Source organism: Amycolatopsis panacis, from assembly GCF_003600245.1.
Taxonomy (GTDB): domain Bacteria; phylum Actinomycetota; class Actinomycetes; order Mycobacteriales; family Pseudonocardiaceae; genus Amycolatopsis; species Amycolatopsis sulphurea.
Window position 1 is genome coordinate 1 of the sequence record NZ_QZFV01000129.1, and the last position, 24167, is coordinate 24167.

The following is a 24167-nucleotide window of genomic DNA, read 5'->3' on the forward strand; positions in this document are numbered from 1 at the left end:
GACTCAGAGTCCGTGAAGGGTCCCTTCACGGACCCGAAACCGGTCCGGCGCACGCCACGAGGTGGTCGCACACACACCTCCGCATCGCCCACTGCCGGGCCCCCGACCAACTTTGCCGGGGCCCTGGCCTCAGCGTCCGTGAAGGGACCCCTCACAGCCCGCCTGCCCGGCTCGCACCGGGCCTGGCGACGATGCGGACGGGTCAGAGAGCGATGCCGAGGAGAGCGTCCACTGCGTCGCGGATCTGGCCCGGCGCGGTCGCGTCGCTGCCGGAGCGGCGCAGCGCGGCGCTTACCCAGGCGTCCACGGCGGCGAGTGCCTTCGGGGTGTCGAGGTCGTCGGAGAGGTGGTCGCGCAGCCGTGCCACGGTGTCGGCCGCCTCCGGGCCGGCCGGCAACGCGGCCGCCTCTCGCCAGCGGGCCAGCCGCTCCTGTGCCTCGGTCAGCAACGCATCGGTCCATGGCCGGTCTTCGCGGTAGTGCCCGGAGAACAGCGCCAGCCGGATCGCCGCGGGGTCGACGCCGTCCGCACGCAGGCGGGAGACGAACACCAGGTTCCCGCGGGACTTCGACATCTTATCGCCGTCCAGGCCGATCATCCCGGCGTGCACGTAGTGCCGGGCGAACGGGTACTCCCCCGACACCGCCTCGGCGTGCGCCGCGCTGTACTCGTGGTGCGGGAAGATCAGGTCCGAGCCGCCGCCCTGCAGGTCGAACCCGGACCCGAGGCGGTTGGCCGCGATCGCACTGCACTCGATGTGCCAGCCCGGCCGCCCCGCGCCCAGCTCGGATTCCCAGGACGGCTCACCGTCGCGGGCCATCCGCCACAGCAGCGCGTCCAGCGGGTGCCGCTTGCCCGGGCGATCCGGGTCGCCGCCACGCTCGGCGAAGAACTTCGCCATGGTCTCCTCGTCGTAGCCGGACTCGTAGCCGAACCGGCCGGTCGCGTTGTGCGCGAAGTAGACGTCCGGGTACTCCGCGTCGTCCGCGCGGTAGGCGCTGCCGTCGGCCAGCAGCTTCGCGATCACCTCGATGATCTCCGGGATCGCCTCGACCGCGCCGACGAACTGCCGGGGCGGCACGACACGCAGGGCTTCCATGTCCTCACGGAACAGCGCGGTCTCGCGCATGCCGAGCACGATCCAGTCGTCGGAGTCCCGCTCCGCGCGCTCCAGCAGCGGCTCGTCCACGTCGGTCACGTTCTGCACGTAGTGCACCTCGTGGCCGTTGTCCCGCCACACCCGGTTGACCAGGTCGAAGGCCAGGTAGGTGGCGGCGTGGCCGAGGTGCGTGGCGTCGTAGGGGGTGATCCCGCAGACGTACATCCGGGCGGTCCGGCCCGGCGCGGTCGGGCGCACCTGCCCGGTCGCGGTGTCGTGGAGCCGGAGGGGACGGGGCGTGCCGGGCAGCCGCGGCACGGCGACAGATGACCAAGTCTGCATACCTCCGACTGTAAGCGTGACGTCCGTACGCTTTCTCGCCCGGTGGGAGCCGGACCTCGGGCTCCCACCGGATGGGATTCAGCGGCGCAGGGCGTTGGCCCGGACGGCGTCACGCACGTACGCCCCGATGCCGGGTCGCTGCTCCTCCTCACGGACCAGGAAGGCCAGCTGGGCCGGCTCGCGCACGTACAGCTCCGCGATCCGCTGCTGCATCTCGTAGCCGCACTCCCCATGACCGCGGCGAGCATTGCCCGGTGCTCCTCGGCGAGCACGCCCGCCTCGGCGCCGTCGGCCGGAACTCCCGCGTCGACGAGCGCGACGAGTCTCGTCACCCAGTCCTTGCGTCGCCGCTCGGCTTCCGCCCATTCGGCCTTGTCCGCGGGCAGCGTGGCACGCTGCCATTCCGGGGTGTCGCCCCAGCGCCGCACGGCCTCCTCCGGGTACCCCTCGGGCTCACGGAACCCGCCGAACACCTCGAACTTCTCCTCGGGCGTCAATGCGCTGCCCATCGCTCTCGCCTCCAGTACGCGATCGACGGTCGCGAGCATGCGGGTGACCCGGTCCGCTTTCGCCACCAGCAGCTCCCGCTGCCGCCTCAGGTGGGCGTCGGCTTCGGCCTCCGGCGCGGAAAGCAGCGTCGCGATCGTCTCAAGGGGAAAGCCCAGCTCCCGGTAGAGCAGGACGCGCTGCAACCGGTCAAGATCGGCGTCGCGGTAACGCCGGTAGCCGGCGGCGCTCCGCCCGCTCGGCGACAGCAACCCGATCTCGTCGTAGTGGTGCAGTGTGCGCACGGTGATCCCAGCGAACGCCGCGACCTCACCCACCCGGTAGTCCATCGCTTCCCCCGTTTCTTGTGGCCGTCACCGGCCCGGACGAGAGCCACGGTGGCGCCTCACGTCGCGTGAGGGTCAAGCGTTCAGCGTCGGCGGGTACGCAGATAGTCCCCGACCACGGCCGCACCGAGCCCGTCCAGGTCCGGGGCCACGACGCGGCCTCCGGAGCGGCGCGCGATCAGATCCACGAAGGCCGCCAGCCGGGGGTCATCGCCCAGGCGGAACACCGTGATCGCCGCGCCCAGCTTCGCCAGCCTGTCCACTTCGGACAGTGTCTTGTGGAGGGTGCGCGGCTCCGGCGGATAGGCGAACTCGGCCGCTCCATCGGGCTCCAGGTGGGCGGTCGGCTCGCCGTCGGTGACCATCAGCACCACCGGCTGTGCGTCCGGGTGCCGCCGCAGGTGCCGCCCGGCCAGCAGCAGCGCGTGGTGCGCGTTCGTGCCCTGCTCCCAGGTGCCTTCGAGACCGACCAGCTCGGGCAGCTCGACCGACGTCGCGTACCGGCCGAACGTGATCAGCTGCAGCGCGTCGTTGCGGAACCGGGTGCTGATCAGCTGGTGCAACGCCAGCGCGGTGCGTTTCATCGGCAGCCAGCGGCCTTCGGAAACCATCGACCACGAGGTGTCCACGAGCAGCGCGACGGCCGCGCGCGAGCGATGCTCGGTCTCCACCACCTCGACATCCTCGACGTCCAGCCGCACCGCGCGCGAGCCCGTCGCGGCCGACCGCAGCACCGCGTTGCGCACCGTGCGCGGCACGTCCCAGGGCTGCGTGTCCCCGAACCGCCACTCCCGGCTCGCGCCGGTCGGCTCCCCCGCCGCACCGGCCGACTCGGTCTCCCGATCGCCGGTCTTGCCGCGCAGCGCGTTGACCACGTCGGCCAGCGCGGTCTCCCCCAGCCGGCGCAAAGCCTTGGGCGACAGGCGAAGCGTGCCGTCCGCCGCCCGTTCGAACAGGCCCTGCCGGCGCAGTTCGCGCTCCAGCTCGGCCAGCCGCCGGGCGTCCACCCCGGCGTCCGGGCCCAGCTGCGCCTCCAGCGCTTCGAGGTCGATGTCCTCCAGCCGGGCGCCGGGATAGGACTGGCCCAGCTGCTCGGCCAGCGCGTCCAGCTCGGCCAGATCGGACATCGCCTGCGCGCCTTCGCCGAGCCCGAGCGGGTCCTGGCCGCGGAACCGCTCCGAGGAGGTCCAGTCCTCCCCCGGCCGCAGCGCCCGCAGCTGGGCGTCCAAAGCGGACAGCTGCCGCGCGAGCCGGGGATCGCCGAACGCCTGCTGCGCCAGCTCGGCCAGCTCCGCCCGTTGCTCATCGGACATGGAGTTCAGCATCCGTTGCGCGGCGGCCGATCGGGCGGCCAGCACGTCGATCAGCTCGTCGACGTTTCGGGGGTTCTCCGGGAAGAACTCGCCGTGCTGACGCATGAACTCGGCGAACCGCTCGCCAATGTCGGCAGCGCCCCGGGCATGTGCGGCCAGCAGCGCGTTGAGATCGCCGAGCATCTGGTTGATCCGCTCGACGTCCTGCGGACCGGCGTTCTCCATCGCCTGTTTCATGCCCTGGAACCGCGCGTCGAGCATCTCGCGGCCGAGCAGGTCACGGATCTGCGCGTACTTGCCGCGGGCCTCCTCCGAACGCCAGTCGTACTCGGTCAGCTCCCGGACCGCGGCCGCGGTGCCCGGCGGGAGCGCGTCCAGCTGTGCCTCTCGGAAACGGGCCTCGTCGTCCGGGTCCGGGAACAGCTCCCGCCGCTCGGCCTCCACCGCTTCGCGCAGCAGCCGCCGCACTTCCTCCAGCGTGCCGTCCAGCCGGTGCCGACGGCGGATCTCCGAACGGCGCTGCCACAGCCGCCGGGTCAGCTCGTCCAGGCCGGCCGTCTGCCCTGTGCCGCGACGCAGCAGCTCCTCCAGCGCCGACCGCGGGGACGCGCCTTCCAGCACGTCGCGGCCGATCTCGTCGAGCGCGTTCCGCAGATCCGCCGGAGGCGCCAGCGGATCCGGCCCGTCGTGCCACGGGCCGTAGGAATAGCCTTCCGGCAGGAGCGGCATTATTCGCCGTACACCGTGGTGGTGTCGTCGGTGTCCTTCGCCAGCCTGCGCGCGAGGAACAGCGACTCCAGTGCCAGCTCGACCGCCGCGGCGATCCGGCCCGCGGGCTCGTCCGCGGACACCCCGGCACGCTGGGCGACCTCGTGCAGCACCGGCAGCTCCGGCAGCGCGGCGAGCACCTCACTGCCCGGCACACGCTCGCCGGTGGCCACCAAGTGCCCGTCGGCCACCGCATCGGACAACGGGCGCAGATCGAGCCCGGCGAAGCGTTCGCGGGCGGTTTCCGCGACGGCGAGGCGCAGCAGGTGCACCAGGTGCTCGACTTCGCGGCCCTCCTCCCCCGGCTCGAACTCGATCTTGCCGCGCAGCACGGCGGGCACCGCGTCGAGGTCCACCGGCCGGGCCACCGCGGGCTGCTCGCCGGTGAGCGCGGACCGCCGCAATGCCGCAGCGGCAACGGTTTCCGCCGCCGCGACGGCGAACCTGGCGGACACGCCGGACCGCTGGTCGATCACCGTCGACTCGCGCAGATTCCGCACGAACCGGGCGAGCACCTCCAACAGCGGCTCGCCGACTTCGGCGACCAGCTTCGCCTCCTGGCGCACGACGGCGACCTCAGCGGCCACGTCGAGGGGATAGTGGGTGCGGATCTCCGCGCCGAACCGGTCCTTGAGCGGGGTGATGATCCGGCCGCGGTTGGTGTAGTCCTCCGGGTTTGCGGTGGCCACCAGCAGCACGTCCAGCGGGAGCCGCAGGGTGTAGCCGCGAACCTGGATGTCGCGCTCCTCCATCACGTTCAGCAGCGCGACCTGGATCCGCTCGGCGAGGTCGGGCAGCTCGTTGAGCGCCACGATGCCACGGTGCGCCCGCGGCACGAGCCCGAAGTGGATCGTCTCCGGATCGCCGAGGCTGCGGCCCTCGGCCACCTTCACCGGGTCGACGTCGCCGATCAGGTCGCCGACGCTGGTGTCCGGAGTGGCCAGCTTCTCGGTGTAGCGCTCGCTGCGGTGCCGCCAAGAGACGGGCAGCTCGTCGCCCAGCTCGGCGGCCCGGCGGATCGACGCCGGAGTGATCGGCCGGAGCGGGTGCTCGCCCAGCTCGGCGCCCTCGATGACCGGGGTCCATTCGTCGAGCAGCCCGGCCAGGGTGCGCAGCAAGCGGGTCTTGCCCTGCCCGCGCTCTCCGAGCAGGACGACGTCGTGCCCGGCCAGCAGCGCGCGTTCCAGCTGCGGCAGCACGGTGCGGGAGAACCCGACGATGCCGGGCCAGGCGTCGCGGCCGTCGCGGAGCGCTGCCAGCAGGTTGTCGTGGATCTCACGGGCGATCGGGCGCGGGGTGTACCCGGCGGCGCGAAGCTCGCCCGCGGTACGGGGAAGTGCCTCGGGAACTGCGTTCACCCCATCGACGCTACTGCCCGTTCCGGCGTCCGTCGACGTGGAGCGACTCCAGCGTGCGCGGCTGCCACCCTCGGCGCGGTCGCTTCGCCGCGCTGGGCCGAGGTTCTGTGAGGAGGAGATCCCGGAGTGAGAGGACGCCTGAGGTTCCGCTACCCGCACCGCCACGCAAGCCACTTTCGAGACAGTCTCTAAACTAGGTCGTCGTGTGCCGACCCAGTGCGACTCTCGCCGTCTGGTCCTCCGCGTGGCTGAACGGGACCGCTGCCTCCGACGACGTGCTCGATGCCCTTCAGGACTGGGCCGAGGCCCACGACGTGGTCGCGGCCGATCCCGCCGCGGCCGACGCGTTCGATCTCCCGCTCGCCTTCCACCGTGCCGCCACTCCGGTGCAGCTGCTGCTCGCGCTGCGCGGGCAGGGGGCGACCAGCGCCCAGCTCGTGCTCCCGGTCGCCGGGGACGTCCGCGGTCTCGGCGGGGCCGGCCCGTTCGCCGACGCGGCGGTGCGCTGCGGGGAGGCCGTCGTACTCACCGCGCTCGGTTTCGGCCTCGTCCCCGAGCCGATCGCCGAGGGCTTGATGCGGTGGACGGTCTACTCGCTCGGCACGCCGACGCCGCTGGAGTACCAGTCGCTGGCGGAGGCCGAACACGGCCTCACCGACGCGATCCGTGCGAGCGCCGGTGCGCTGCAGGCGCTCGATGTGGCCAGCGACCGTCCCGGCGTGCGCGCCGAACTGTCCGCGCACCTGCGTGCCCGCCCGCGGATCGAATGGCCGGCGGGGATGCCCGCCCGTGCCTTGCGCGTGCTGCAGCGTGCGGAGGAGATCTCCGCGATTCTCGCGATCGCGCGCAGCGACGACCCGGGCGGCGCGTTGTCCGCCTCCGCCGCGAGCCGTCGCGCGGAGGCTCTGCGCCCGCTCGTGGACGCGGTCCGCACCGCGCGTACGGCTTCGGTGAACGAGGCCGTACGCGTCTTCTCCGATCAGGGCGACCGCCACCCCTGACCCGGGTGGGTCAGCGGCCCGGCCGCTTTGTTGGCTCGCAGCAGCCCACAGCGCACGGCGCGCCGTTGAGCGTGCAGCCGGCGGCCGGGAAGTCCGACAGCTTGCGCACGGGAGCGTCCGTGAGGTGTTCGCGGATCAGCTCCACGACGAGTTCGGCGAAGCGCGGGTCAGTGTCCGGAGTGGACGCTCGCGCGAAGGCCATCCCGTGCTCGGCTGCCCGTTCGGCGGCTTCGTTGTCCAGGTCCCAGATCACTTCCAGGTGATCGGAGACGAAGCCGATCGGGCTCACCACCACGGCTTCGACGCCCTGGGCGTGCAGTACGTCCAAGTGGTCCACGATGTCCGGTTCCAGCCACGGGATCTGCGGCGGTCCCGAGCGGGACTGCCACACCACGTCGTACTCCGCTATCCCGGCCTCGGCGGCCACCAGACGCGCAGCTTCGGCGATCTGCCGGGAGTACCGGCGCCCGCCTTCCGTGGGCAGGCCCGAGCCGCGGTCCGCGGTCTCCGGGATGGAGTGCGCGGTGAACACCGTGCGGATGCCCGGCCGGTCGCCCAGCTCGGCATGCGCGGCGCGGACCGCGTCGGCGACCGCCGCCACGAACAGCGGGTGGTCGTAGAACTGCCGCAGCTTCACCAGATCCGGCGCTTCGCCGACCGCGGCGCGGGCGCGCTCGATGTCCTCGTCGTACTGCCGGCACGCCGAGTAGCCGCCGTACGCGCTCGTCGGGAACACCAGGGCGCGACGCACGCCCTCGGCCTTCATCGTCGCGACGGTGTCCTCCACCATCGGCTGCCAGTTGCGGTTACCGAAATGCACCGGCAGGTCGAGACCCTCCGCGGCGAGTTGCTTCTCCACCGCTGCGATCGCGGCGCGGTTGAGCCGGTTGATCGGCGAGACCCCGCCGAAGTGCTGGTAGTGCTCGGCGACTTCGAGCAGGCGTTCCCGCGGCACCCCCCGGCCCCGGGTGACGTTCTCCAGAAACGGCATCACCTCGTCGGGTCCTTCCGGACCGCCGAACGAAAGCCACAGCAACGCGTCGTAACCCACCCCGACATCTTGCCGTGGTGGCCCGGCCCGCACCGCGGCGGCCCGGCTTTGCGCTGTCTGACGACGACGGTCCCCGCGGGAAGCTCCGCGGGGACCGTCGTGAGCGCTTGTCCGGGCTCAGATGCCGAGCGCGTGCACCCCGCCGTCGACCATGATCATCGAACCGGTGGTGGCGGGCAGCCAGTCCGACAGCAGCGCGCACACCGACTTCGCGGTCGCCGTCGGGTCGGAGCTGTCCCAGCCCAGCGGCGCGCGGTCGTTCCAGCCTTCCTCCAGCTCGTCGAAGCCGGGGATCGACCGGGCCGCCATCGTCTTCATCGGGCCCGCGCTGACCAGGTTCACCCGGATGCCCTGCGGGCCGAGTTCCTTGGCCAGGTAACGGTTCACCGACTCCAGCGCGGCCTTCGCGACGCCCATCCAGTTGTAGGCGGGCCACGCCACGCGCGCGTCGAAGTCCATGCCCACGATCGACGCGCCCCGCGAAAGCAGCGGCAACGTCGCGACGGCGAGCGACTTGAAGGAGAACGCCGACACGTCCACGGCGACCTTCACGTCGTCGGCCGGGGCGTCCAGGAACGGGGCGCCCAGGCAGGACGGCGGGGCGAAGCCGATCGAGTGCAGCACACCGTCGAGACCGTCGACATGCGCGCCGACGCGCTCGGCCAGCGAGTCCAGGTGCTCCTGGTTGGTCACGTCCAGCTCCAGCACCGGAGCTTCCTTGGGCAGGCGCTTGGCGATCCGCTCGACCAGCGACATCCGGCCGAAGCCGGTCAGCACCAGTTCGGCGCCCTCCTCCTGGGCGAAGCGGGCGGCGTGGAAAGCCAGCGACGCATCGGTGATGATGCCGGTGATCAGCAGCCGCTTGCCTTCGAGCAGTCCGGGCAACGGGTCCTCCAGGTCGTGGTTCGGCGTCGTGGTTTGAATGCGGTGGTTCAGCGGGGAATTCGGCGTGCTCAGTGGCCCAGGCCGAGGCCGCCGTCGACGGGCAGCACCGCGCCGTTGACGTAGCCGGCCTCGTCGGAGGCGAGGAAGCGCACCGCGGCGGCGATCTCCGCCGGCTCGGCGTAGCGGGCCGAGGGCACCGCGGCGAGGATCTCCTTCTTGCGGGCCTCGGGCAGCGCGTCGGTCATGTCCGTGTGCACGAAGCCGGGCGCGACCACGTTCGCGGTGATGTTGCGCGAGCCCAGCTCGCGCGCGAGCGAACGGGCGAAGCCGACGAGGCCCGCCTTCGACGCGGCGTAGTTCGCCTGGCCCGCCGAGCCGGACAGCCCGACCACCGAGGAGATGAAGACGAAGCGGCCCCACTTCGCGCGCAGCATGCCGCGCGAAGCGCGCTTCGCGACGCGGAAGGCACCGGTCAGGTTCGCGTTCAGCACGCGCTCGAACTGTTCCTCCGACATCCGCATGAGCAGCGTGTCGTCGGTGAGCCCGGCGTTGGACACCAGCACCTCGACCGGCCCCTGGTGTTCTTCGACCTGCTTGAACGCGGTGTCCACCTGTTCGAGGTCGGTGACGTCCGCCTCGACCCCGAAAAGCCCCTCCGGCGCACCGGACCCACGGTGGGTGACCGCCACCTGGTGTCCCTGCGCGGCCAGATCACGGGCGATCGCGAGACCGATGCCCCGGTTGCCGCCGGTGACCAAGACCGACCGTCCCACTGCCACTCCCCTGTTCGTCCCGATCCGCTGTGCGGCTTCTGCCGCCACGAGGCTATCGGCCCCGCTGAGCGGCCCCGCACCCGGCGTCCACAGCGGTGAGGCGGCTGTCCTAAGCGCAGGTAAGGAACCGCGTTTCGACCTTGCTGGTTACCCGTGGGTTGGTCACCGTGAGTCGCAACACAGGAGGTCAACGATGACTACCCGGACCCAGAGCGGCGAAGCACGCCGGAACGAACGGCGGGTCGCCGGCAACGTGCTGCGCGGCTCGGTGGGCAACCTCGTCGAGTGGTACGACTGGTACGCCTACTCGGCCTTCACCACGTACTTCGCGAAGTCGTTCTTCCCCGGCGGCGACTCGACGCTCCAGTTCCTCAACACCGCGGCGGTGTTCGCCGTGGGGTTCCTCATGCGCCCGCTCGGCGGCTGGCTGCTGGGCCGCTTCGCGGACCGGTTCGGCCGCCGGTCCGCGCTCGTGCTCTCGGTGTCGATGATGGCCTGTGGGTCGTTGGTCATCGCCGTCACGCCGGAGTATGGGAAGATCGGCGTCGCGGCGCCCGTACTGCTCGTGCTTGCACGACTGCTGCAGGGGTTGTCGGTGGGCGGCGAGTACTCGACTTCGGCGACGTACCTGTCCGAAGTGGCCACTCCCGGCCGCCGTGGGTTCTATTCGAGCTTCCAGTACGTGACGCTCGTCGGCGGGCAGCTGCTCGCGCTCGGGTTGCAGCTCGTGCTGCAGAGCGTGCTGACCGACCGGCAGATGAGCGAGTGGGGCTGGCGGATCGCGTTCGTGGTCGGCGCGCTGGCCGCAGTGATCGTGATGCTGCTGCGGCGCAGCATGGACGAGTCCGAGAGCTACCAGCGCGTCGCGAGGAACGCCGGGGAACGCGGCACGCTGCGACAGCTGGTGAAGTACCCGCGCGAGATCGCGTTGGTCGTGGGGCTGACGCTCGGTGGCACAGTCGCGTTCTACACGTACGCCACGTACACGCAGAAGTTCCTGGAGAACACTGCGGGCGTCCCCCGACGCACCGTGACGGTGATCCTCTTCATCGCGCTGCTGCTGTTCGCGATCCTGCAGCCGCTCGCCGGGCGTCTGTCCGACCGCATCGGACGGCGCAAGCTGCTGCTGTTCTTCGGCATCGCGGGCACTGTGCTGACCGTGCCGATCATGACCGTTATGGCGCACACCAAGCAGCCGGTGCTCGCGTTCCTGCTGCTGATGGCCGCCTTGGTCATCGTCACCGGGTACACGTCGATCAACGCCATCGTGAAGGCGGAGCTGTTCCCGACGCGTATCCGCGCGCTCGGCGTCGGGCTGCCGTACGCGCTCACTGTCGCCATCTTCGGCGGCACTGCCGAACTCATCGCGCAAGCGCTGAAGAAGGCGGGTCACGAGTCGCTGTTCTTCTGGTACGTCGCCGGATGTGTCCTGGTGTCCCTTGTCGTGTACGCAACAATGCGGGAAACATCGCGTTCGTCTGCTCTCGAACGCGACGAGGACCAGAACGAGGACTAGGCCGAGAACTAGCTGGGGAGGACGGCCGTGCGCGTGCTGCTCGTCGAGGACGACACCGGTGTCGCCCAGGCGCTCGCCGAGACACTGCATACGCACGGCCACGCCGTCACCGCAGTCGGCCGGGGCGTCGACGCACTTCACCGGCATCACGACGCCGACGTGTTGTTGCTCGATCTCGGGTTGCCCGATCTCGGTGGGCTGGACGTACTGCGCAAGATTCGTCAGGTGTCGACGGTGCCGGTCATAGTGCTCACCGCGCGCGCAGACGAGCGCTCCGTCGTACGCGCGCTTCGGCTCGGTGCGGACGACTACTTGGCCAAACCCGTACGGCTGCACGAACTGCTGGCGCGGATGGACGCTGTGCTGCGTCGCGGCGGCAGTCGCGGCGAAGCGGCTGCAGACCGCGTCGTACGGCTCGAAGACGTCGAGATCGACCTCGGCGGACGACGGGTGCTCGTCGACGGGCGAGACGCAGGCCTGACCACGAAGGAATTCGAAGTGCTCGCGGTTCTGGCCGTACGCCCACGTACGGCGGTCAGCCGCCAGCAGTTGATGGACGAGGTGTGGGGCGACGCGTATCTCGCCGTCTCGCGATCTCTCGACGTACACATGACCCAGCTGCGCGCGAAGCTCGATCGGCCCGGACTGCTCACCACCATCCGCGGCTTCGGGTACCGCTTGGGCCGGGACTGACTCCGTGCGAACGCGCCTGCTCGCGGTACTCGTCACGTTCGCCCTCGCCGGCGTCGCCGCCTTCGCGGTGCCACTGCTGTCGACGACGGCAGACCAGCGGACCCAGGAGCTGGTCATTTCCCGTAGCAGCGACGTGGAGCGGTTCGTCGTCCTCGCGCAGCAAGCAGTTGACGCCGGTGACGCGACGGCGTTGACGGCTGAAGCCGCGGAGTATTCGTCGTTATACAGCGAAGCGGTCCTCGTGGTGGACACGCAGCGGCTTCCGCTGGTCCAGACGGGCGGCCTCACCACCGGAGACCCCGCCGTACGCGCGCTCGTCGAAGCGACGCTCCGGAACGAGCCAGGTCCGCCGGTAGAGCAAGTCACGCCCTGGTCCGCCGAGCCGGTGCTGTTCACACGTCCGGTCGGTACCGGGACGCGGGTGTCCGGCGCCGTCGTACTGCGTGCGTCGGCCGCGCAGGCCGCGTCTGACGTCGCTGGGCGGTGGGCCGCCATCGTGGCCGGTGCCCTGGTGGTCGCGGCGTTGTTCGTGCTGCTGTCCGTGCTGCTCGCGCGGTGGATGGTGCGGCCGTTGGTGGAGCTGGAGAACGGCGTGCTCGCGGTCGCTCGGGGACGACGCGCGCAAGTGCCGGAACGGTCCGGCCCGCGCGAGTTGCGGTCGCTCGCCGCCTCGGTGAACCGGATGTCCGACGCCGTCGTCGCCGCCGCGGAGCAGCAACGGCGGCTCGTCGCCGACACGTCACATCAGCTGCGGAATCCGATGGCGGCGTTGCGGCTGCGCCTCGATTCGCTCGCCGCCGAGTTGCATGACGACCCGGCCTACCAGGCCACTGCCGCGGAAGTCGAGCGGCTGGAACGCATCCTGGACGGCCTGCTCACCCTCGCCGCCGCGGAAAGCACCTCCACCCGCCTCGCCGCCGGGGAGGATCCCGAACCCGCCGATCTCGGCACAGTCGTCGCCGAGCGCGTCGACGCGTGGCGTCTCTCCGCCGAGGAAGCGAACGCGACGCTCGTACCGTGCGCCGCACATACCGAACCGGTCCTGGTACGGATGCCCGAGAACGAGCTGGCCCAGGTCCTCGACGTACTGCTCGACAACGCGGTCCACCACGCCGGCCGCGGCGCGACCATCACCGCCGGTTGGGAGGCCGGTCCGGGCACCGTCACGCTGCTGGTCACCGACGACGGCCCTGGCCTCGCCTCCGAAGAGCTTTCCCTTGCCACGGAAAGGTTCTGGCGCGCGGGCGGCGAAGGCGCGCCACGAGGTAGCGGGCTCGGCCTGGCCATTGCGCGGGAACAGACGCGCGCTCGCGGCGGGTTGCTGAAGCTGCGCGCGGTGGAGCCGCATGGGTTGCAAGTCCGCGTCACGCTGCCCGCGGAGGTGACACCGTGAACAGACGCACTGCTCTCCTCGGCGGACTCGGCCTCGTACTCAGCGCGTGCGACGGCGGCTATCGCGGTCCCGCCCGCACCGTCACAATCGCCGCCGGCGAGCCAGGTGGTTTCTATCTCGCCTTCGCGGACGTACTCGCCACAGAGCTGAACCGTGCTGTGCCCGCACTGCGGTGCGTCGCCTTGCCCACCGAAGCAAGCGTCGAGAACGTCAGGCGCGTACAGGAGGGTACGGCGGACCTTGGGCTCGTACTCGCCGATGTCGCACAGTCCGCACTCGCTGGCGACCCGCCGTTCTCCAAGCCAGTCCCGCTGTACGCAGTGGGCCGGGTGTACGAGAACTACTTGCAGCTCGTCGTCAGGGCCGCCGACCGTCGCCACGACCTCACGGCACTGGCCGGCCGTCCGGTATCCCTCGGCGCCCACGGATCGGGCGCCGCGCAGCTGGCCGAGCGCGTCTTCGCGACCGCTGGAGTACCCGTACAGGCACAGCACCTCCGGCTGGCCGACGCCCTCACCGCACTACGCGACCGGCGCATCGACGCGTTCGCCTGGTCCGGCGGCGTACCCACCCCGGCGCTCGCCGACCTGAACCGTACGACCCCGCTCGCCCTACTGCCCCTCACGTCGGTGCTCCCCGGGCTACGGAAGGCGTACGGCCCGCTGTATGAACCGGTCCAGGTTCCCGCGGGCGCGTACCGCAGCGTCGGCGCGCTCGGCACCGTCGGCGTCGCGAACCTGCTGGTCTGCTCGCCAAAGCTTCCGGACGAAGTCGCCGCCGCAGTCGTGCGTGTGCTCGCCGGCCGGGCCGCGGAACTCGTGCCCGCGCAGGCGGTCGGCACCCAGTTCCTGGACGTACGCACCCTCATCGGCACCCGGCCGGTCGCGCTGCATCCCGGCGCGGCCGGGACCTACCGCACCCTGCACGGCTGAGCAGCGGTGGCAAGATTGGCCTGGTGACCGAACGCCGCGCCATCACCGAAATGCCCGTCCGGGTGCGCTACCACGAATGCGACGCACAAGGCGTGGTGTTCAACGCGCACTACCTCTCCTACGCGGACATGGCGTCCTTCGAAGTGGAGAAGGCGCTGTTCGGCTCGCACCGGGAGTTCCTGGCGACCGGGCTGGACGTCGTGGTCGCCGAGTCGAACCTGCGCTACCGCCTGCCCTGCCGGTTCGAGGACGAGCTGGTCGTGTCGGCCTACCTCGGCCACCTCGGCACGACCTCGCTGGTCTTCGACTACGAGATTCGCCGCGACGGTCAGCTCACCACCGAGATCCGGACCCGCTACGTGTTCGTCGACCCCGCGACGCTGCGGCCCACCCCGCCACCGGGCGAGGTAATCGCCCGGTACACGCCCTTCCTGGCGCAGCCGGTCTGAGCCTCGCCGTGTTCCGCATTCTCTTCTACCACCCGGAAATCCCGCCGAACACCGGCAACGCGATCCGGCTTGCCGCGAACACCGGCAGCGAACTGCACCTGGTCGAACCGCTCGGCTTCACCCTCGAAGACAAGCAGCTCCGCCGCGCCGGCCTCGACTACCACGACCTCGCCCGGGTCCGGGTACACGCCGACCTCGCCGCCGCCTGGCGTGCACTACTGCCTGCCCGGGTGTACGCGTTCAGCGCGTCCGCCACCAGGCAGTACACCGACGTCGCGTACATACCCGGCGACGTACTGCTGTTCGGCCCGGAATCCAACGGCCTGCCCGACGAGGTACAGCACGCCCCGGAGGTCACCGACCGGCTGCGGCTGCCGATGCTGTCCACCAGCCGTTCGCTCAACCTGGCCAACACCGCCGCGATCACCGTCTACGAAGCCTGGCGGCAGAACGGCTTCGACGGGCTGTGAAGGGACCCTTCACGGACTCTGAGTCCGTGAAGGGTCCCTTCACAGCTTCACGGCAGTCGCTGTCCGAACAGTAGTGCGGTGCCTGCACCGATCATCAGGATCAGCGTGCCGGCCACCAGCCACGGCTTGCTCGCGTCCGCGTCCTTGGTCTCGTACCCGATCTGCTCGCCGAGGTCCGCGTAGACCCGTTTCAGCTGGTCCGCGCTGGCCGCCTTGTAGAACTCGCCGCCGGACAGATGCGCGATCTCCCGCAGCGACGCGTCGTCGACCTTCACCGGCTCGCGCTTGCCCTCGATGTCCACCGAACCTTCCTCGGTGCCGAACGAGATCGACGAGATCGGCATCTTCGACTGCTTCGCCGACTGCGCCGCGGTGTAGGCCCCCCGCGGCGCGGAGAGGTCCTGCGGCACGGTCTGCTTGCCGTCGCTCATCAGCACGATCCGCGCCGGCGGCGGCCCCTCGGCCCCGCCGACTACCGCGGAGAAGTTCTGGATCGACTGGATCGCCGCGTAGATGCCCTCGCCGGTGGCGGTGGACTCGGACAGCTTCAGGTTGTCGATCGCGGTGCTCACCCCGGCCCGGTCGGTGGTGGGGTTGACCAGCACGGTCGCGGTCCCGGCGAAGGAGATCAGGCCGAGGTTGATCCCCGGTGTCATGTTCTGCGCGAACTGCTTCGCCGCGTCCTGCGCCGCCTTCAGCCGCGACGGCGCGACGTCGGTGGCCTTCATCGACAACGACACGTCGATCACCAGCATCACGGTCGCCCGGTTGCGCGGCACCCGCTGCTGGGCGGTCGGCCCGGCCAGCGCGACGGTCAGCACCAGCATCGAGAGCACCAGCAGCACCGCGGGCACGTGCCGGATCCAGCCCTGCGCCCGCGGCGCCACCCGATCCAGCAGCTCCAGATTCGCGAATCGCAGCACCCGCCGGCGCCGCGAACGCTGCACCAGCACGTACGCGACGACGACCCCGGCCACCGCGATGAGCAGCAGGAACCACCACGGCGCGGTGAACCCGGTGAGACTCACGCGGCACCTCCTGACCAGCGGCGTTTGCGGGCCACCACGAACCGCACCAGATCCGCGATCCAGTCGGAATCGGTGCGCAGCACCAGATGTGCGGCACCGGCCCGGCGGATCCCGGCCGCGACCCGCTGCCGGTGCTCGTGCGCCGCCGCGGCGAACTCCTTGCGCAGCAACGCCGAAGCGTGCACCTCGCGCTGCCTCCCGCTCTCCGGGTCGGCCAGCACGACCGTGCCCACCTCCGGCAGGTCCACGTCGCGCGGGTCGACGATCTCCACCGCGATCAGCTCGTGCCGCCCGCCGAGCGCCCGCAGCGGACGCTCCCAGTCGGCCGGGCCGAGGAAGTCCGAGATCACCACGCCCAGACCGCGCCGCCGCGGCGGACGGCGCAGCTTCTCCAGCGCCCCGGTGAAGTCACCGCGCACCCCTTCGGGCGCGCGCGGGGTCTCGGCCAGCTTGCGGACCAGGCCGCGCGCGTGCGGAAGCCCGCCGCGCGCCGGGATCCGCGTGATGCCCTGCCCGTTCGAGATCAGCGCGCCGATCCGGTTGCCGCCCCCGCCGGTCAGGTGCGCGACGGCGGCCGTCGCGCACACCACGAGGTCGCGTTTCTCGCACAGCGCGGTACCGAAATCGAGGCTCGCCGACAGGTCGGCGACCACCCAGGTCTCCAGTTCGCGGTCGGCCACCGTCTCCCGGATGTGCGGGGTGGTGGTCCGGGCGGTGACCGCCCAGTCCATCCGCCGCACGTCGTCGCCCGGCTGGTACGGCCGTGCCTCGCCCGGCTCGGAACCGGGTCCCGGCACCAGGCCGAGGTGATTGCCCTGCAACAGCCCGTCCAGCCGGCGCCGCACCTCCAGTTCGAGGGTGCGCAGCCCCGCCGCCATGCGGTCGCCGCGCAGCACCGGCGGCGCCCACGACGGGCGCTCGTCGTTCTGGTTTTTCCCGGCCACGCGGCTACCTGACGGGGACGCCCGCGGCCACCGGCCCGGCCCCGCCCTGCGGACGGGCGGACACCTGCGGCAGCGGCACGGTCTGCAGCACACGGGTGATGATGTGATCCACCGGCACCGCGTCGGCGAGCGCATCGTAGGACAGCACGAGCCGGTGCCGCAGCACGTCCGGCACCACGTCCACCACGTCCTGCGGCAGCACGTAGTCACGACCGCGGACCAGGGCCAGCGCCCGCGCCCCGGCGATGATGCCGAGGCTCGCGCGCGGCGAGGCACCGTAGGACACCCAGCCCGCGACGTCGGCCAGGCCGTGCTCGTTCGGCGTGCGGGTGGTCAGCACCAGCCGCACCACGTAGTCGACCAGCGCGTGGTGCACGAACACCTGCGAGGCCACACCCTGCAGGCGGACCAGCTCGGCCGGGCTGAGCACCTCGTGCGGCTCGGGCGGGGTCACGCCCATCCGGTAGACGATCTCGCGCTCCTCCTCGGCGGAGGGGTACTCGACCACGATCTTGAACAGGAACCGGTCGCGCTGCGCCTCCGGCAGCGGGTACACGCCCTCGTTCTCGATCGGGTTCTGGGTGGCCAGCACGAGGAACGGATCCGGCATCGGGAAGGTCCTGCCGCCGATGGACACGTGCCGCTCGGCCATCACCTCCAGCATCGCCGACTGCACCTTCGCCGGCGCCCGGTTGATCTCGTCGGCCAGCACGAAGTTCGCCACGACGGGACCCAGCTCCACGTCGAAGCGCTCCGCGCCCTGCCGGTAGATCCGGGTGCCGAGGATGTCCGCGGGCACCAGGTCGGGGGTGAACTGCACCCGGGAAAACGAGCCGCCGACCACCCGCGCGAAGGTCTCCACCGCCAGGGTCTTCGCGACCCCGGGCACGCCTTCCAGCAGCAGGTGGCCCTTGGCCAGCAGCCCGACGAGCATCCGCTCCACCAGCCGGTCCTGCCCGACGATGACGCGCTTGACCTCGAAGACGGTCCGTTCCAGCAGCTGGGCGTCCCGCGCCGGGGTGCCGGGCTGCTGCCCGTTGCCGCCCTCGGCGTTGCCGGGCTCGGTCACTCTTCCTCCAGTGGTTCTGCTTCCGCGGGCTCGTCCGCGACCGTACTGCTTTACGGCGCCGCCGCCGCACGCGGCACGCCCCTCCCGCAACGGTAGCCAACCCCATTCGCGGTGTGACAGCCGTGAAGCCGGTCTCAGCGGTACCGCGCCCAGTCTTCGGGGGTGTCGATGTCCTCGGCTTCCCCCTGCTCCGCCACCACTTCGGCGATCCGCAGCCCGCCGAACGTGCGACGCAGCGACCGGTTCTCCGGCGCCTCGGGCAGGGCGCCGCGCAAGGCCGCGGTACGCCACGCGCCGGCGAGCCACTGCCGCTCCCCCGCCGCGTCGAGTAACACCGCGCCGTCCACGTCGCCGGTCAGCCCCGCCCGCAGACGTTCCACTGTGGACTCACGGATCCCCGGCAGATCCCCGGCCAGCAGCACGGTGACCGGCGCGTCTCCCACTGTCCCGAGCCCCGCCGCGAGCGCGGCCACCGGACCGGTGCCGGGCACCGGTTCGCGGGTCCAGACCACCCCGGGGTACCCAGGCCGGGCCGGGCCGACCACGACCAGCGGCCGGGCTCCGGCCAGCGCCGCGAGCGCCCGCGCGAGCAGCGAGCTGCCGCGCACGACCAGCTCTGGTTTGTCCACTCCGGACATCCGGCGCGCGGCGCCCCCGGCGAGCACGATCCCGGCGAACGTCATGTGGGCCCCTTGATCGTGGTGCAGCCGGTGTGGTCGGTTCCTTGGCTCAGCTTCGTCATCACTCCAGCTTGCCGGTTCCGGCAAATCCGCGTGCATCGCGAGCCGCGGCGCACTACGGTGCGCGGGTGCCCGACGCAGCGCGGCTGCTCGCCGCCTACGACCACGAACTGCGCGCCGCGGAGCTGACCACGGCCGAACCTGGCACGCGGCTCAGCACCGACGGACCGCTCACCCGGATCATCGGCGGACGGCGCGGGTTCGTCGCCGGGCCGCCGGATCTCGGCCTGCACGGCGAAGCGCTGGCCGCGCTGATCGCCCGGCAATGCGCGTTCTTCGCCGCCCGTGGTGAGGAGTTCGAGTGGAAGACCCGCGGCCACGACCGTCCCGTCGAGCTGCCGGAGCGGCTCCTGGCCGCGGGGTTCACCGCCGAGCCCACCGAAACGGTGCTCGTCGCGCCGCTCGACGCGATCACCCCGTCCGCGCCACCGGCCGGCGACGCACTCGTACGCGAAGCCCACGGCACCGATGACCTGCTCCGCATCGCTTCCCTCACCGCGCACGTCTTCGGCCACGACGAAGCCGCCGTCGCCGCGGACCTGCTCGCTCGGGCACGCGCCGACGACGGCACCACCACCCACGTCGTAGCCGAAGCCGACGGCCGGGTCGTCTCCGCCGCGCGGCTGGAGCTTGTGCCCGGCACCGGCTTCGCCGGTCTCTGGGGCGGCGCGACTCTGCCCGGCTGGCGCGGACGGGGCCTGTACCGCGCCGTGGTCACGCATCGCGTGACGGTCGCGCGTGCTCACGACGTGCGTTATCTACTGGTCGACGCGCTGCCGCCGAGCCGCCCCATCCTCGAACGGCTGGGCTTCCTCGCGATCACCACAACGACGCCGTACACATACAGTCCCGTACGGGGTGCTCGTCAGCTCAGCCGACGAGGCGGGTCGCGTACGGCATGATGCCGCCATAGCGAACCGGGCTGACCCGTACGTAGGAACCCGACTGCGGTGCCTCGACCATCTGCCCGTTGCCCAGGTACAGCGCGACGTGGTGGATACCGGCCGAGCCGCCCCAGAAGAGCATGTCGCCGCGGCGCATCTGGGACAGCGGTACGTGGCGACCGGAGTTGTACTGGTAGCCGCTGTAGTGCGAGAGGCCCTGTACGCCCGCGAAGGCGTAGATCATCAGGCCCGAGCAGTCGAACCCGACCTTGCGGTAATCGCCGTACGCGTCCGCCACGCCGCCGTCGCGGATGCCTCGGGTCGGGCCGCTGCCGTTGCCGCCACCCCACGCGTACGGGAGGCCGAGCTTCGACAGCGCCCGCGCGATGACGGCTTCGATCGAGCTGCCGGCCGCGGGCGACGGACGGCGGACGCCGCCACCCCCGCCACCGTCGTCACCGCCAGAGTTGCTGCTGCTCGCGCGCAGCGCCGCCTGCCGCGCGCGCTCCTCGTCCTCACGCTGCTTCTGCGCCACCCAGTCCTGGTAACGCTGACGCTGCCCCTGCAGCCCGCTGACTTTCGCCTGCGCCGCGTACAGCTGCTGCTCGACGCTGTTCTTGTTCGCTTCCAGCTGCGTGTTCTGCGCGGACTGCGCCTGCTGCGCGGACACCGCAGCCGCCTGCGCGGCGTCCGCCCCGCTCTTGGCTCGCGTGGCCGCGTTCTGCTTCTGCTGGGCGATCTCCAGCGCCTTGCGCGCGGCCGCGTCCTTGTTGGACTTCTCCGTCTGCGCCTGCTGGAGGCGGTCCAGCGCGTTCAGCCGCGAGCCGCCGATGGAGTCGAGCAGCTGGGCACGCGCGAGCAGGTCCTTCGGGCTGTCCGAAGTCAGGTACGCGGAGATGGACCCCACCGTGCTGCCCTGCTCGAAGCTGGCTGCGGCGAACTTCTTCAGGTCCTCGCGGGCCGTCTCGATCGCCCCGGTCGCGGCGTCGGCCTCCCGGCGCGCGGCCTGCGCATCCTGCCGTGCCTGGCCCGCCGCGTCCTGCGCGGTCTGCAGGTCGACCAGGGCCTTCATCGCCTGTTCCTGCTTCAGTTCGACGTCGTCCTGCAGCGAGTTGAGCTGCTGCTCGGCCTGGGCCAGCTGGTTCGTCAGCTTCCCGACCTCGCCGGCCTTCGCGTTCGCCGCGGCCTTGGAGGAGTCGATCTCGGAGTCGCTCGGGTTCGGCGGCGGGGGCGGCACCGCGAGGCCGGTCCCGGCCGCGCCGTACAGCGCGACGAGCGCGAACGTGCCGACCACGAGACCTCGCCGGATCCGCACGATCCGCCACCTCCGCTGTCCAGGACCACCGGCACCGGGCACACCCGCCGTCACCGCAGTCACACCACTATCACAAGCCTCACCAGGAACTCCCACACCGTAAACACCATTTCCCCAGATCGGGGGACCTTTGCGCGGCGCGTCCGGGGAGGGTTCGCCGACCGCGCCCGGGGGCGTTTCCGGCATGGCGGGTGTCACCCCGCGTGGCGCCTTGAAGGAAATACAGGACGCGCGTACTGTTTGGGTGACGACGAGGTGTGCGCTGCCGCTTCCGGCCCTACCGTGGGAGTGCGCAAGACTCGGCCGGGGCCGGCCCGACGGCCCCGGCACACCACCGAACTGACCCGGGGCGGACGCCGCGCAGGCGCGAGCCCCCGCCACTGGAGTTTGAAGTGACTGCATCTGCCAGCAAGGACAGCTTCGGCGCGAAAGACACGCTGAAGGTGGGCGAAAGCTCGTACGAGATCTTCCGCCTCGACAAGGTCGAGGGCTCGCAGCGGCTGCCCTACAGCCTCAAGATCCTGCTCGAGAACCTGCTGCGGACCGAGGACGGCGCCAACATCACCGCCGGGCACATCCGCGCCCTCGGCGGCTGGGACGCCGGCGCCGACCCGTCGGTGGAGATCCAGTTCACCCCCGCGCGCGTGATCATGCAGGACTTCACCGGCGTGCCGTGCGTGGTCGATCTGGCCACCATGCGCGAGGCGGTGACCGACCTCGGCGGCGACCCGGACAAGGTCAACCCGCTCGCCCCGGCGGAGCTGGTCATCGACCACTCGGTGATCATCGACGTGTTCGGCCGCGCGGACGCCTTCGAGCGCAACGTGGAGATCGAGTACGGCCGCAACCGCGAGCGCTACCAGTTCCTGCGCTGGGGCCAGGGCGCCTTCGACGAGTTCAAGGTCGTCCCGCCGGGCACCGGCATCGTGCACCAGGTCAACATCGAGCACCTCGCGCGCACCGTGATGGCCCGGGGTGGCCAGGCCTACCCCGACTCCTGCGTCGGCACCGACTCGCACACCACCATGGTCAACGGCCTGGGCGTACTGGGCTGGGGCGTCGGCGGCATCGAGGCCGAGGCGGCCATGCTGGGCCAGCCGGTGTCCATGCTCATCCCGCGCGTGGTCGGCTTCAAGCTGACCGGCGAGATCCCGGCCGGGGTGACCGCGACCGACGTCGTGCTCACCATCACCGAGATGCTGCGCCGCCACGGCGTGGTCGGCAAGTTCGTCGAGTTCTACGGCGAGAGCGTCGCCCAGGTGCCGCTGGCCAACCGCGCCACCATCGGCAACATGAGCCCGGAATTCGGCTCCACCGCGGCGATCTTCCCGATCGACGACGAGACCATCCGCTACCTCAGGCTCACCGGTCGCTCGGCCGAGCAGGTCGCCCTCGTCGAGGCGTACGCCAAGGAGCAGGGCCTCTGGCACGACCCGTCCCACGAGGCGACCTACTCCGAGTACCTGGAGCTGGACCTGTCCACGGTCGTCCCGTCGATCGCCGGACCGAAGCGCCCGCAGGACCGCATCGAGCTGTCCGACGCGAAGTCCTCGTTCCGCAAGTCGGTGCACGACTACGCCGAGGACGAGCTGCCCACCCCGCACACCAATGTGGACGAGACGGTCGAGGAGACCTTCCCGGCCTCCGACCCGGCCGCGCTGTCGTTCAAGGACGAGACCGCGGTGCCGGTGCAGTCCGCGGCCAACGGGGCGACCGGCCGGCCGAGCAAGCCGGTCAAGGTCTCCAGCGGCGACCGCGGCGAGTTCATCCTCGACCACGGCGCCGTGGTGATCGCCTCGATCACCTCCTGCACCAACACCTCCAACCCGTCGGTCATGCTCGGCGCGGCGCTGCTCGCGCGCAACGCGGTCGACAAGGGCCTGTCGGTCAAGCCGTGGGTGAAGACCTCGATGGCCCCGGGCTCGCAGGTGGTCACCGACTACTACGAGAAGGCCGGTCTCTGGCCGTACCTGGAGAAGCTGGGCTACCACCTGGTCGGCTACGGCTGCACCACCTGCATCGGCAACTCCGGCCCGCTGCCCGAGGAGATCTCCGCCGCGGTGCAGGAGAACGACCTCACCGTGGTCTCGGTGCTCTCGGGCAACCGGAACTTCGAGGGCCGGATCAACCCGGACGTCAAGATGAACTACCTGGCCTCACCGCCCCTGGTGATCGCCTACGCGCTGGCCGGCACGATGGACTTCGACTTCGAGCACCAGCCGCTGGGCACCGACCAGCAGGGCAACGACGTGTTCCTGAAGGACCTGTGGCCCTCGGCGCAGGAGATCCAGGAGACCATCGACTCCGCGATCACCCAGGAGATGTTCTCCAAGGACTACGCGGACGTGTTCGACGGCGGCGAGCGCTGGAAGGCGCTGCCCACCCCGCAGGGCAAGACCTTCGAGTGGGACGCCGAGAGCACCTACGTGCGCAAGCCTCCGTACTTCGACGGGATGGCCGCCGAGCCGTCGCCGGTCGAGGACATCTCGGGGGCGCGCGTGCTGGCGAAACTGGGCGACTCGGTCACCACCGACCACATCTCGCCGGCCGGGGCGATCAAGGCCGACTCCCCCGCCGGGCGCTACCTCACCGAGCACGGCATCGAGCGCAAGGACTTCAACTCCTACGGCTCGCGCCGCGGCAACCACGAAGTGATGATCCGCGGGACCTTCGCCAACATCCGGCTGCGCAACCAGCTGCTGGACGACGTGCAGGGCGGCTACACCCGCGACTTCACCCAGGAGGGCGCCCCGCAGGCGTTCATCTACGACGCCGCGCAGAACTACGCCGCCGCGGGCACCCCGCTGGTCGTGCTGGGCGGCAAGGAGTACGGCTCCGGCTCGTCGCGTGACTGGGCGGCCAAGGGCACGTCGCTGCTGGGCGTGCGCGCGGTCATCTCCGAGTCGTTCGAGCGGATCCACCGGTCGAACCTGATCGGCATGGGCGTCATCCCGCTGCAGTTCCCGGAGGGCGAGTCGGCCGCTTCGCTGAAGCTGGACGGCACCGAGACGTTCGACATCTCCGGCATCACCGCGCTGAACGAGGGCAGCACCCCGGCCACCGTGCACGTGACTGCCACCAAGACCGACGGCACGAAGGTCGAGTTCGACGCGGTCGTGCGGATCGACACCCCGGGTGAGGAGGACTACTACCGCAACGGCGGCATCCTGCAGTACGTGCTGCGCAAGATGACCCGCTCCTGACCCACCGCGGCCATCAAGCCGTGAAGGGTCCCTTCACGGACTCTGAGTCCGTGAAGGGACCCTTCACAGCTTTTCGGGGGTCAGCGCCGCCGGCGTGCGGCGCGGCCC

General features: G+C 71.1%; 21 protein-coding genes and 1 pseudogene. 9 read left to right on the forward strand and 13 right to left on the reverse strand.

Annotation, left to right across the window (positions count from 1 at the left end; genetic code table 11):
• Positions 1–202: 202 nt before the first annotated feature.
• The 5 genes and pseudogenes from mshC to D5S19_RS27425 all read right to left on the reverse strand — a co-directional run bounded on the left by mshC (position 203) and on the right by D5S19_RS27425 (position 5713).
• Entirely contained in the window at positions 203–1441 is a 1239-nt protein-coding gene (mshC, locus tag D5S19_RS27410; protein WP_120026273.1) for a cysteine--1-D-myo-inosityl 2-amino-2-deoxy-alpha-D-glucopyranoside ligase, read from the reverse strand.
• A gap of 78 nt (positions 1442–1519) precedes the next feature.
• Positions 1520–1654 (reverse strand): hypothetical protein, encoded by a 135-nt coding sequence (locus D5S19_RS33925; protein ID WP_325050329.1) that lies wholly within the window; start codon positions 1652–1654, stop codon positions 1520–1522.
• 71 nt (positions 1655–1725) lie between these two features.
• Positions 1726–2277: pseudogene (locus D5S19_RS27415) on the reverse strand (MerR family transcriptional regulator); the annotation flags it as partial.
• 80 nt (positions 2278–2357) lie between these two features.
• Complete coding sequence (locus D5S19_RS27420) at positions 2358–4316, reverse strand: vWA domain-containing protein (protein WP_120026274.1); 1959 nt, start codon at positions 4314–4316, stop codon at positions 2358–2360.
• Positions 4316–5713, reverse strand: coding sequence for an ATP-binding protein (locus D5S19_RS27425; protein ID WP_120026275.1), 1398 nt, complete (start codon positions 5711–5713; stop codon positions 4316–4318). Before D5S19_RS27425 ends, D5S19_RS27420 begins: the two co-directional genes overlap by 1 nt.
• 203 nt (positions 5714–5916) lie before the next feature.
• Here D5S19_RS27425 and D5S19_RS27435 point away from each other — a divergent pair, with 203 nt between their 5' ends.
• A complete protein-coding gene (locus tag D5S19_RS27435; protein WP_120026276.1) occupies positions 5917–6714 on the forward strand; it encodes a hypothetical protein in 798 nt (265 codons plus the stop codon).
• Between the two features lie 10 nt (positions 6715–6724).
• Here D5S19_RS27435 and D5S19_RS27440 read toward each other — a convergent pair whose 3' ends face one another.
• The 3 genes from D5S19_RS27440 to fabG all read right to left on the reverse strand — a co-directional run bounded on the left by D5S19_RS27440 (position 6725) and on the right by fabG (position 9423).
• On the reverse strand, positions 6725–7765 hold the full coding sequence (locus D5S19_RS27440) for a ferrochelatase (protein WP_120026277.1): 1041 nt from the start codon (positions 7763–7765) through the stop codon (positions 6725–6727).
• Between the two features lie 117 nt (positions 7766–7882).
• Positions 7883–8650: an enoyl-ACP reductase FabI gene (fabI, locus tag D5S19_RS27445; protein WP_098510346.1), complete on the reverse strand. Its 768-nt coding sequence runs from the start codon at positions 8648–8650 to the stop codon at positions 7883–7885.
• A 68-nt stretch (positions 8651–8718) separates the two neighbouring features.
• Complete coding sequence (gene fabG / locus D5S19_RS27450) at positions 8719–9423, reverse strand: beta-ketoacyl-ACP reductase (RefSeq protein WP_098509994.1); 705 nt, start codon at positions 9421–9423, stop codon at positions 8719–8721.
• Between the two features lie 193 nt (positions 9424–9616).
• Between fabG and D5S19_RS27455 the strand changes: the two genes are divergently transcribed.
• Genes D5S19_RS27455 through D5S19_RS27480 form a run of 6 tightly spaced genes read left to right on the forward strand, consistent with a single transcriptional unit; the run spans position 9617 to position 14876 of the window.
• Entirely contained in the window at positions 9617–10939 is a 1323-nt protein-coding gene (locus D5S19_RS27455; protein ID WP_120026278.1) for an MFS transporter, read from the forward strand.
• A gap of 27 nt (positions 10940–10966) precedes the next feature.
• On the forward strand, positions 10967–11632 hold the full coding sequence (locus D5S19_RS27460; RefSeq protein ID WP_120026279.1) for a response regulator transcription factor: 666 nt from the start codon (positions 10967–10969) through the stop codon (positions 11630–11632).
• A gap of 4 nt (positions 11633–11636) precedes the next feature.
• Positions 11637–13025, forward strand: a complete 1389-nt coding sequence (locus D5S19_RS27465; RefSeq protein ID WP_120026280.1) for a sensor histidine kinase — start codon at positions 11637–11639, stop codon at positions 13023–13025.
• Positions 13022–13957: a TAXI family TRAP transporter solute-binding subunit gene (locus D5S19_RS27470; RefSeq protein ID WP_120026281.1), complete on the forward strand. Its 936-nt coding sequence runs from the start codon at positions 13022–13024 to the stop codon at positions 13955–13957. Before D5S19_RS27465 ends, D5S19_RS27470 begins: the two co-directional genes overlap by 4 nt.
• A 20-nt stretch (positions 13958–13977) precedes the next feature.
• On the forward strand, positions 13978–14406 hold the full coding sequence (locus D5S19_RS27475) for an acyl-CoA thioesterase (RefSeq protein ID WP_120026282.1): 429 nt from the start codon (positions 13978–13980) through the stop codon (positions 14404–14406).
• A gap of 8 nt (positions 14407–14414) precedes the next feature.
• Positions 14415–14876, forward strand: coding sequence for a tRNA (cytidine(34)-2'-O)-methyltransferase (locus D5S19_RS27480; RefSeq protein ID WP_120026283.1), 462 nt, complete (start codon positions 14415–14417; stop codon positions 14874–14876).
• A gap of 47 nt (positions 14877–14923) precedes the next feature.
• Here the strand turns inward: D5S19_RS27480 and D5S19_RS27485 are convergent, their stop codons facing one another.
• The 4 genes from D5S19_RS27485 to mobA form a co-directional block, all read right to left on the reverse strand.
• A complete protein-coding gene (locus D5S19_RS27485; protein WP_120026284.1) occupies positions 14924–15904 on the reverse strand; it encodes a VWA domain-containing protein in 981 nt (326 codons plus the stop codon).
• Entirely contained in the window at positions 15901–16782 is an 882-nt protein-coding gene (locus D5S19_RS27490) for a DUF58 domain-containing protein (protein WP_233574200.1), read from the reverse strand. The genes D5S19_RS27485 and D5S19_RS27490 overlap by 4 nt, the downstream gene beginning before the upstream one ends.
• A 70-nt stretch (positions 16783–16852) precedes the next feature.
• Entirely contained in the window at positions 16853–17917 is a 1065-nt protein-coding gene (locus tag D5S19_RS27495; protein ID WP_120026286.1) for an AAA family ATPase, read from the reverse strand.
• Positions 17918–18051: 134 nt separating this feature from the next.
• A complete protein-coding gene (gene mobA / locus D5S19_RS27500; RefSeq protein WP_120026287.1) occupies positions 18052–18600 on the reverse strand; it encodes a molybdenum cofactor guanylyltransferase in 549 nt (182 codons plus the stop codon).
• A 125-nt stretch (positions 18601–18725) separates the two neighbouring features.
• Here mobA and D5S19_RS27505 point away from each other — a divergent pair, with 125 nt between their 5' ends.
• On the forward strand, positions 18726–19559 hold the full coding sequence (locus D5S19_RS27505; RefSeq protein WP_120026288.1) for a GNAT family N-acetyltransferase: 834 nt from the start codon (positions 18726–18728) through the stop codon (positions 19557–19559).
• On the opposite strand, the gene D5S19_RS27510 is transcribed toward D5S19_RS27505, so the two are convergent.
• On the reverse strand, positions 19528–20859 hold the full coding sequence (locus tag D5S19_RS27510; protein ID WP_120026290.1) for an NlpC/P60 family protein: 1332 nt from the start codon (positions 20857–20859) through the stop codon (positions 19528–19530). The genes D5S19_RS27505 and D5S19_RS27510 overlap by 32 nt on opposite strands.
• Positions 20860–21248: 389 nt before the next feature.
• Here D5S19_RS27510 and D5S19_RS27515 point away from each other — a divergent pair, with 389 nt between their 5' ends.
• The gene (locus tag D5S19_RS27515) at positions 21249–24059 is read left to right on the forward strand and encodes an aconitate hydratase (protein ID WP_120026289.1); all 2811 of its coding nucleotides are present in this window, start codon (positions 21249–21251) and stop codon (positions 24057–24059) included.
• The last annotated feature ends 108 nt before the right edge of the window (positions 24060–24167 follow it).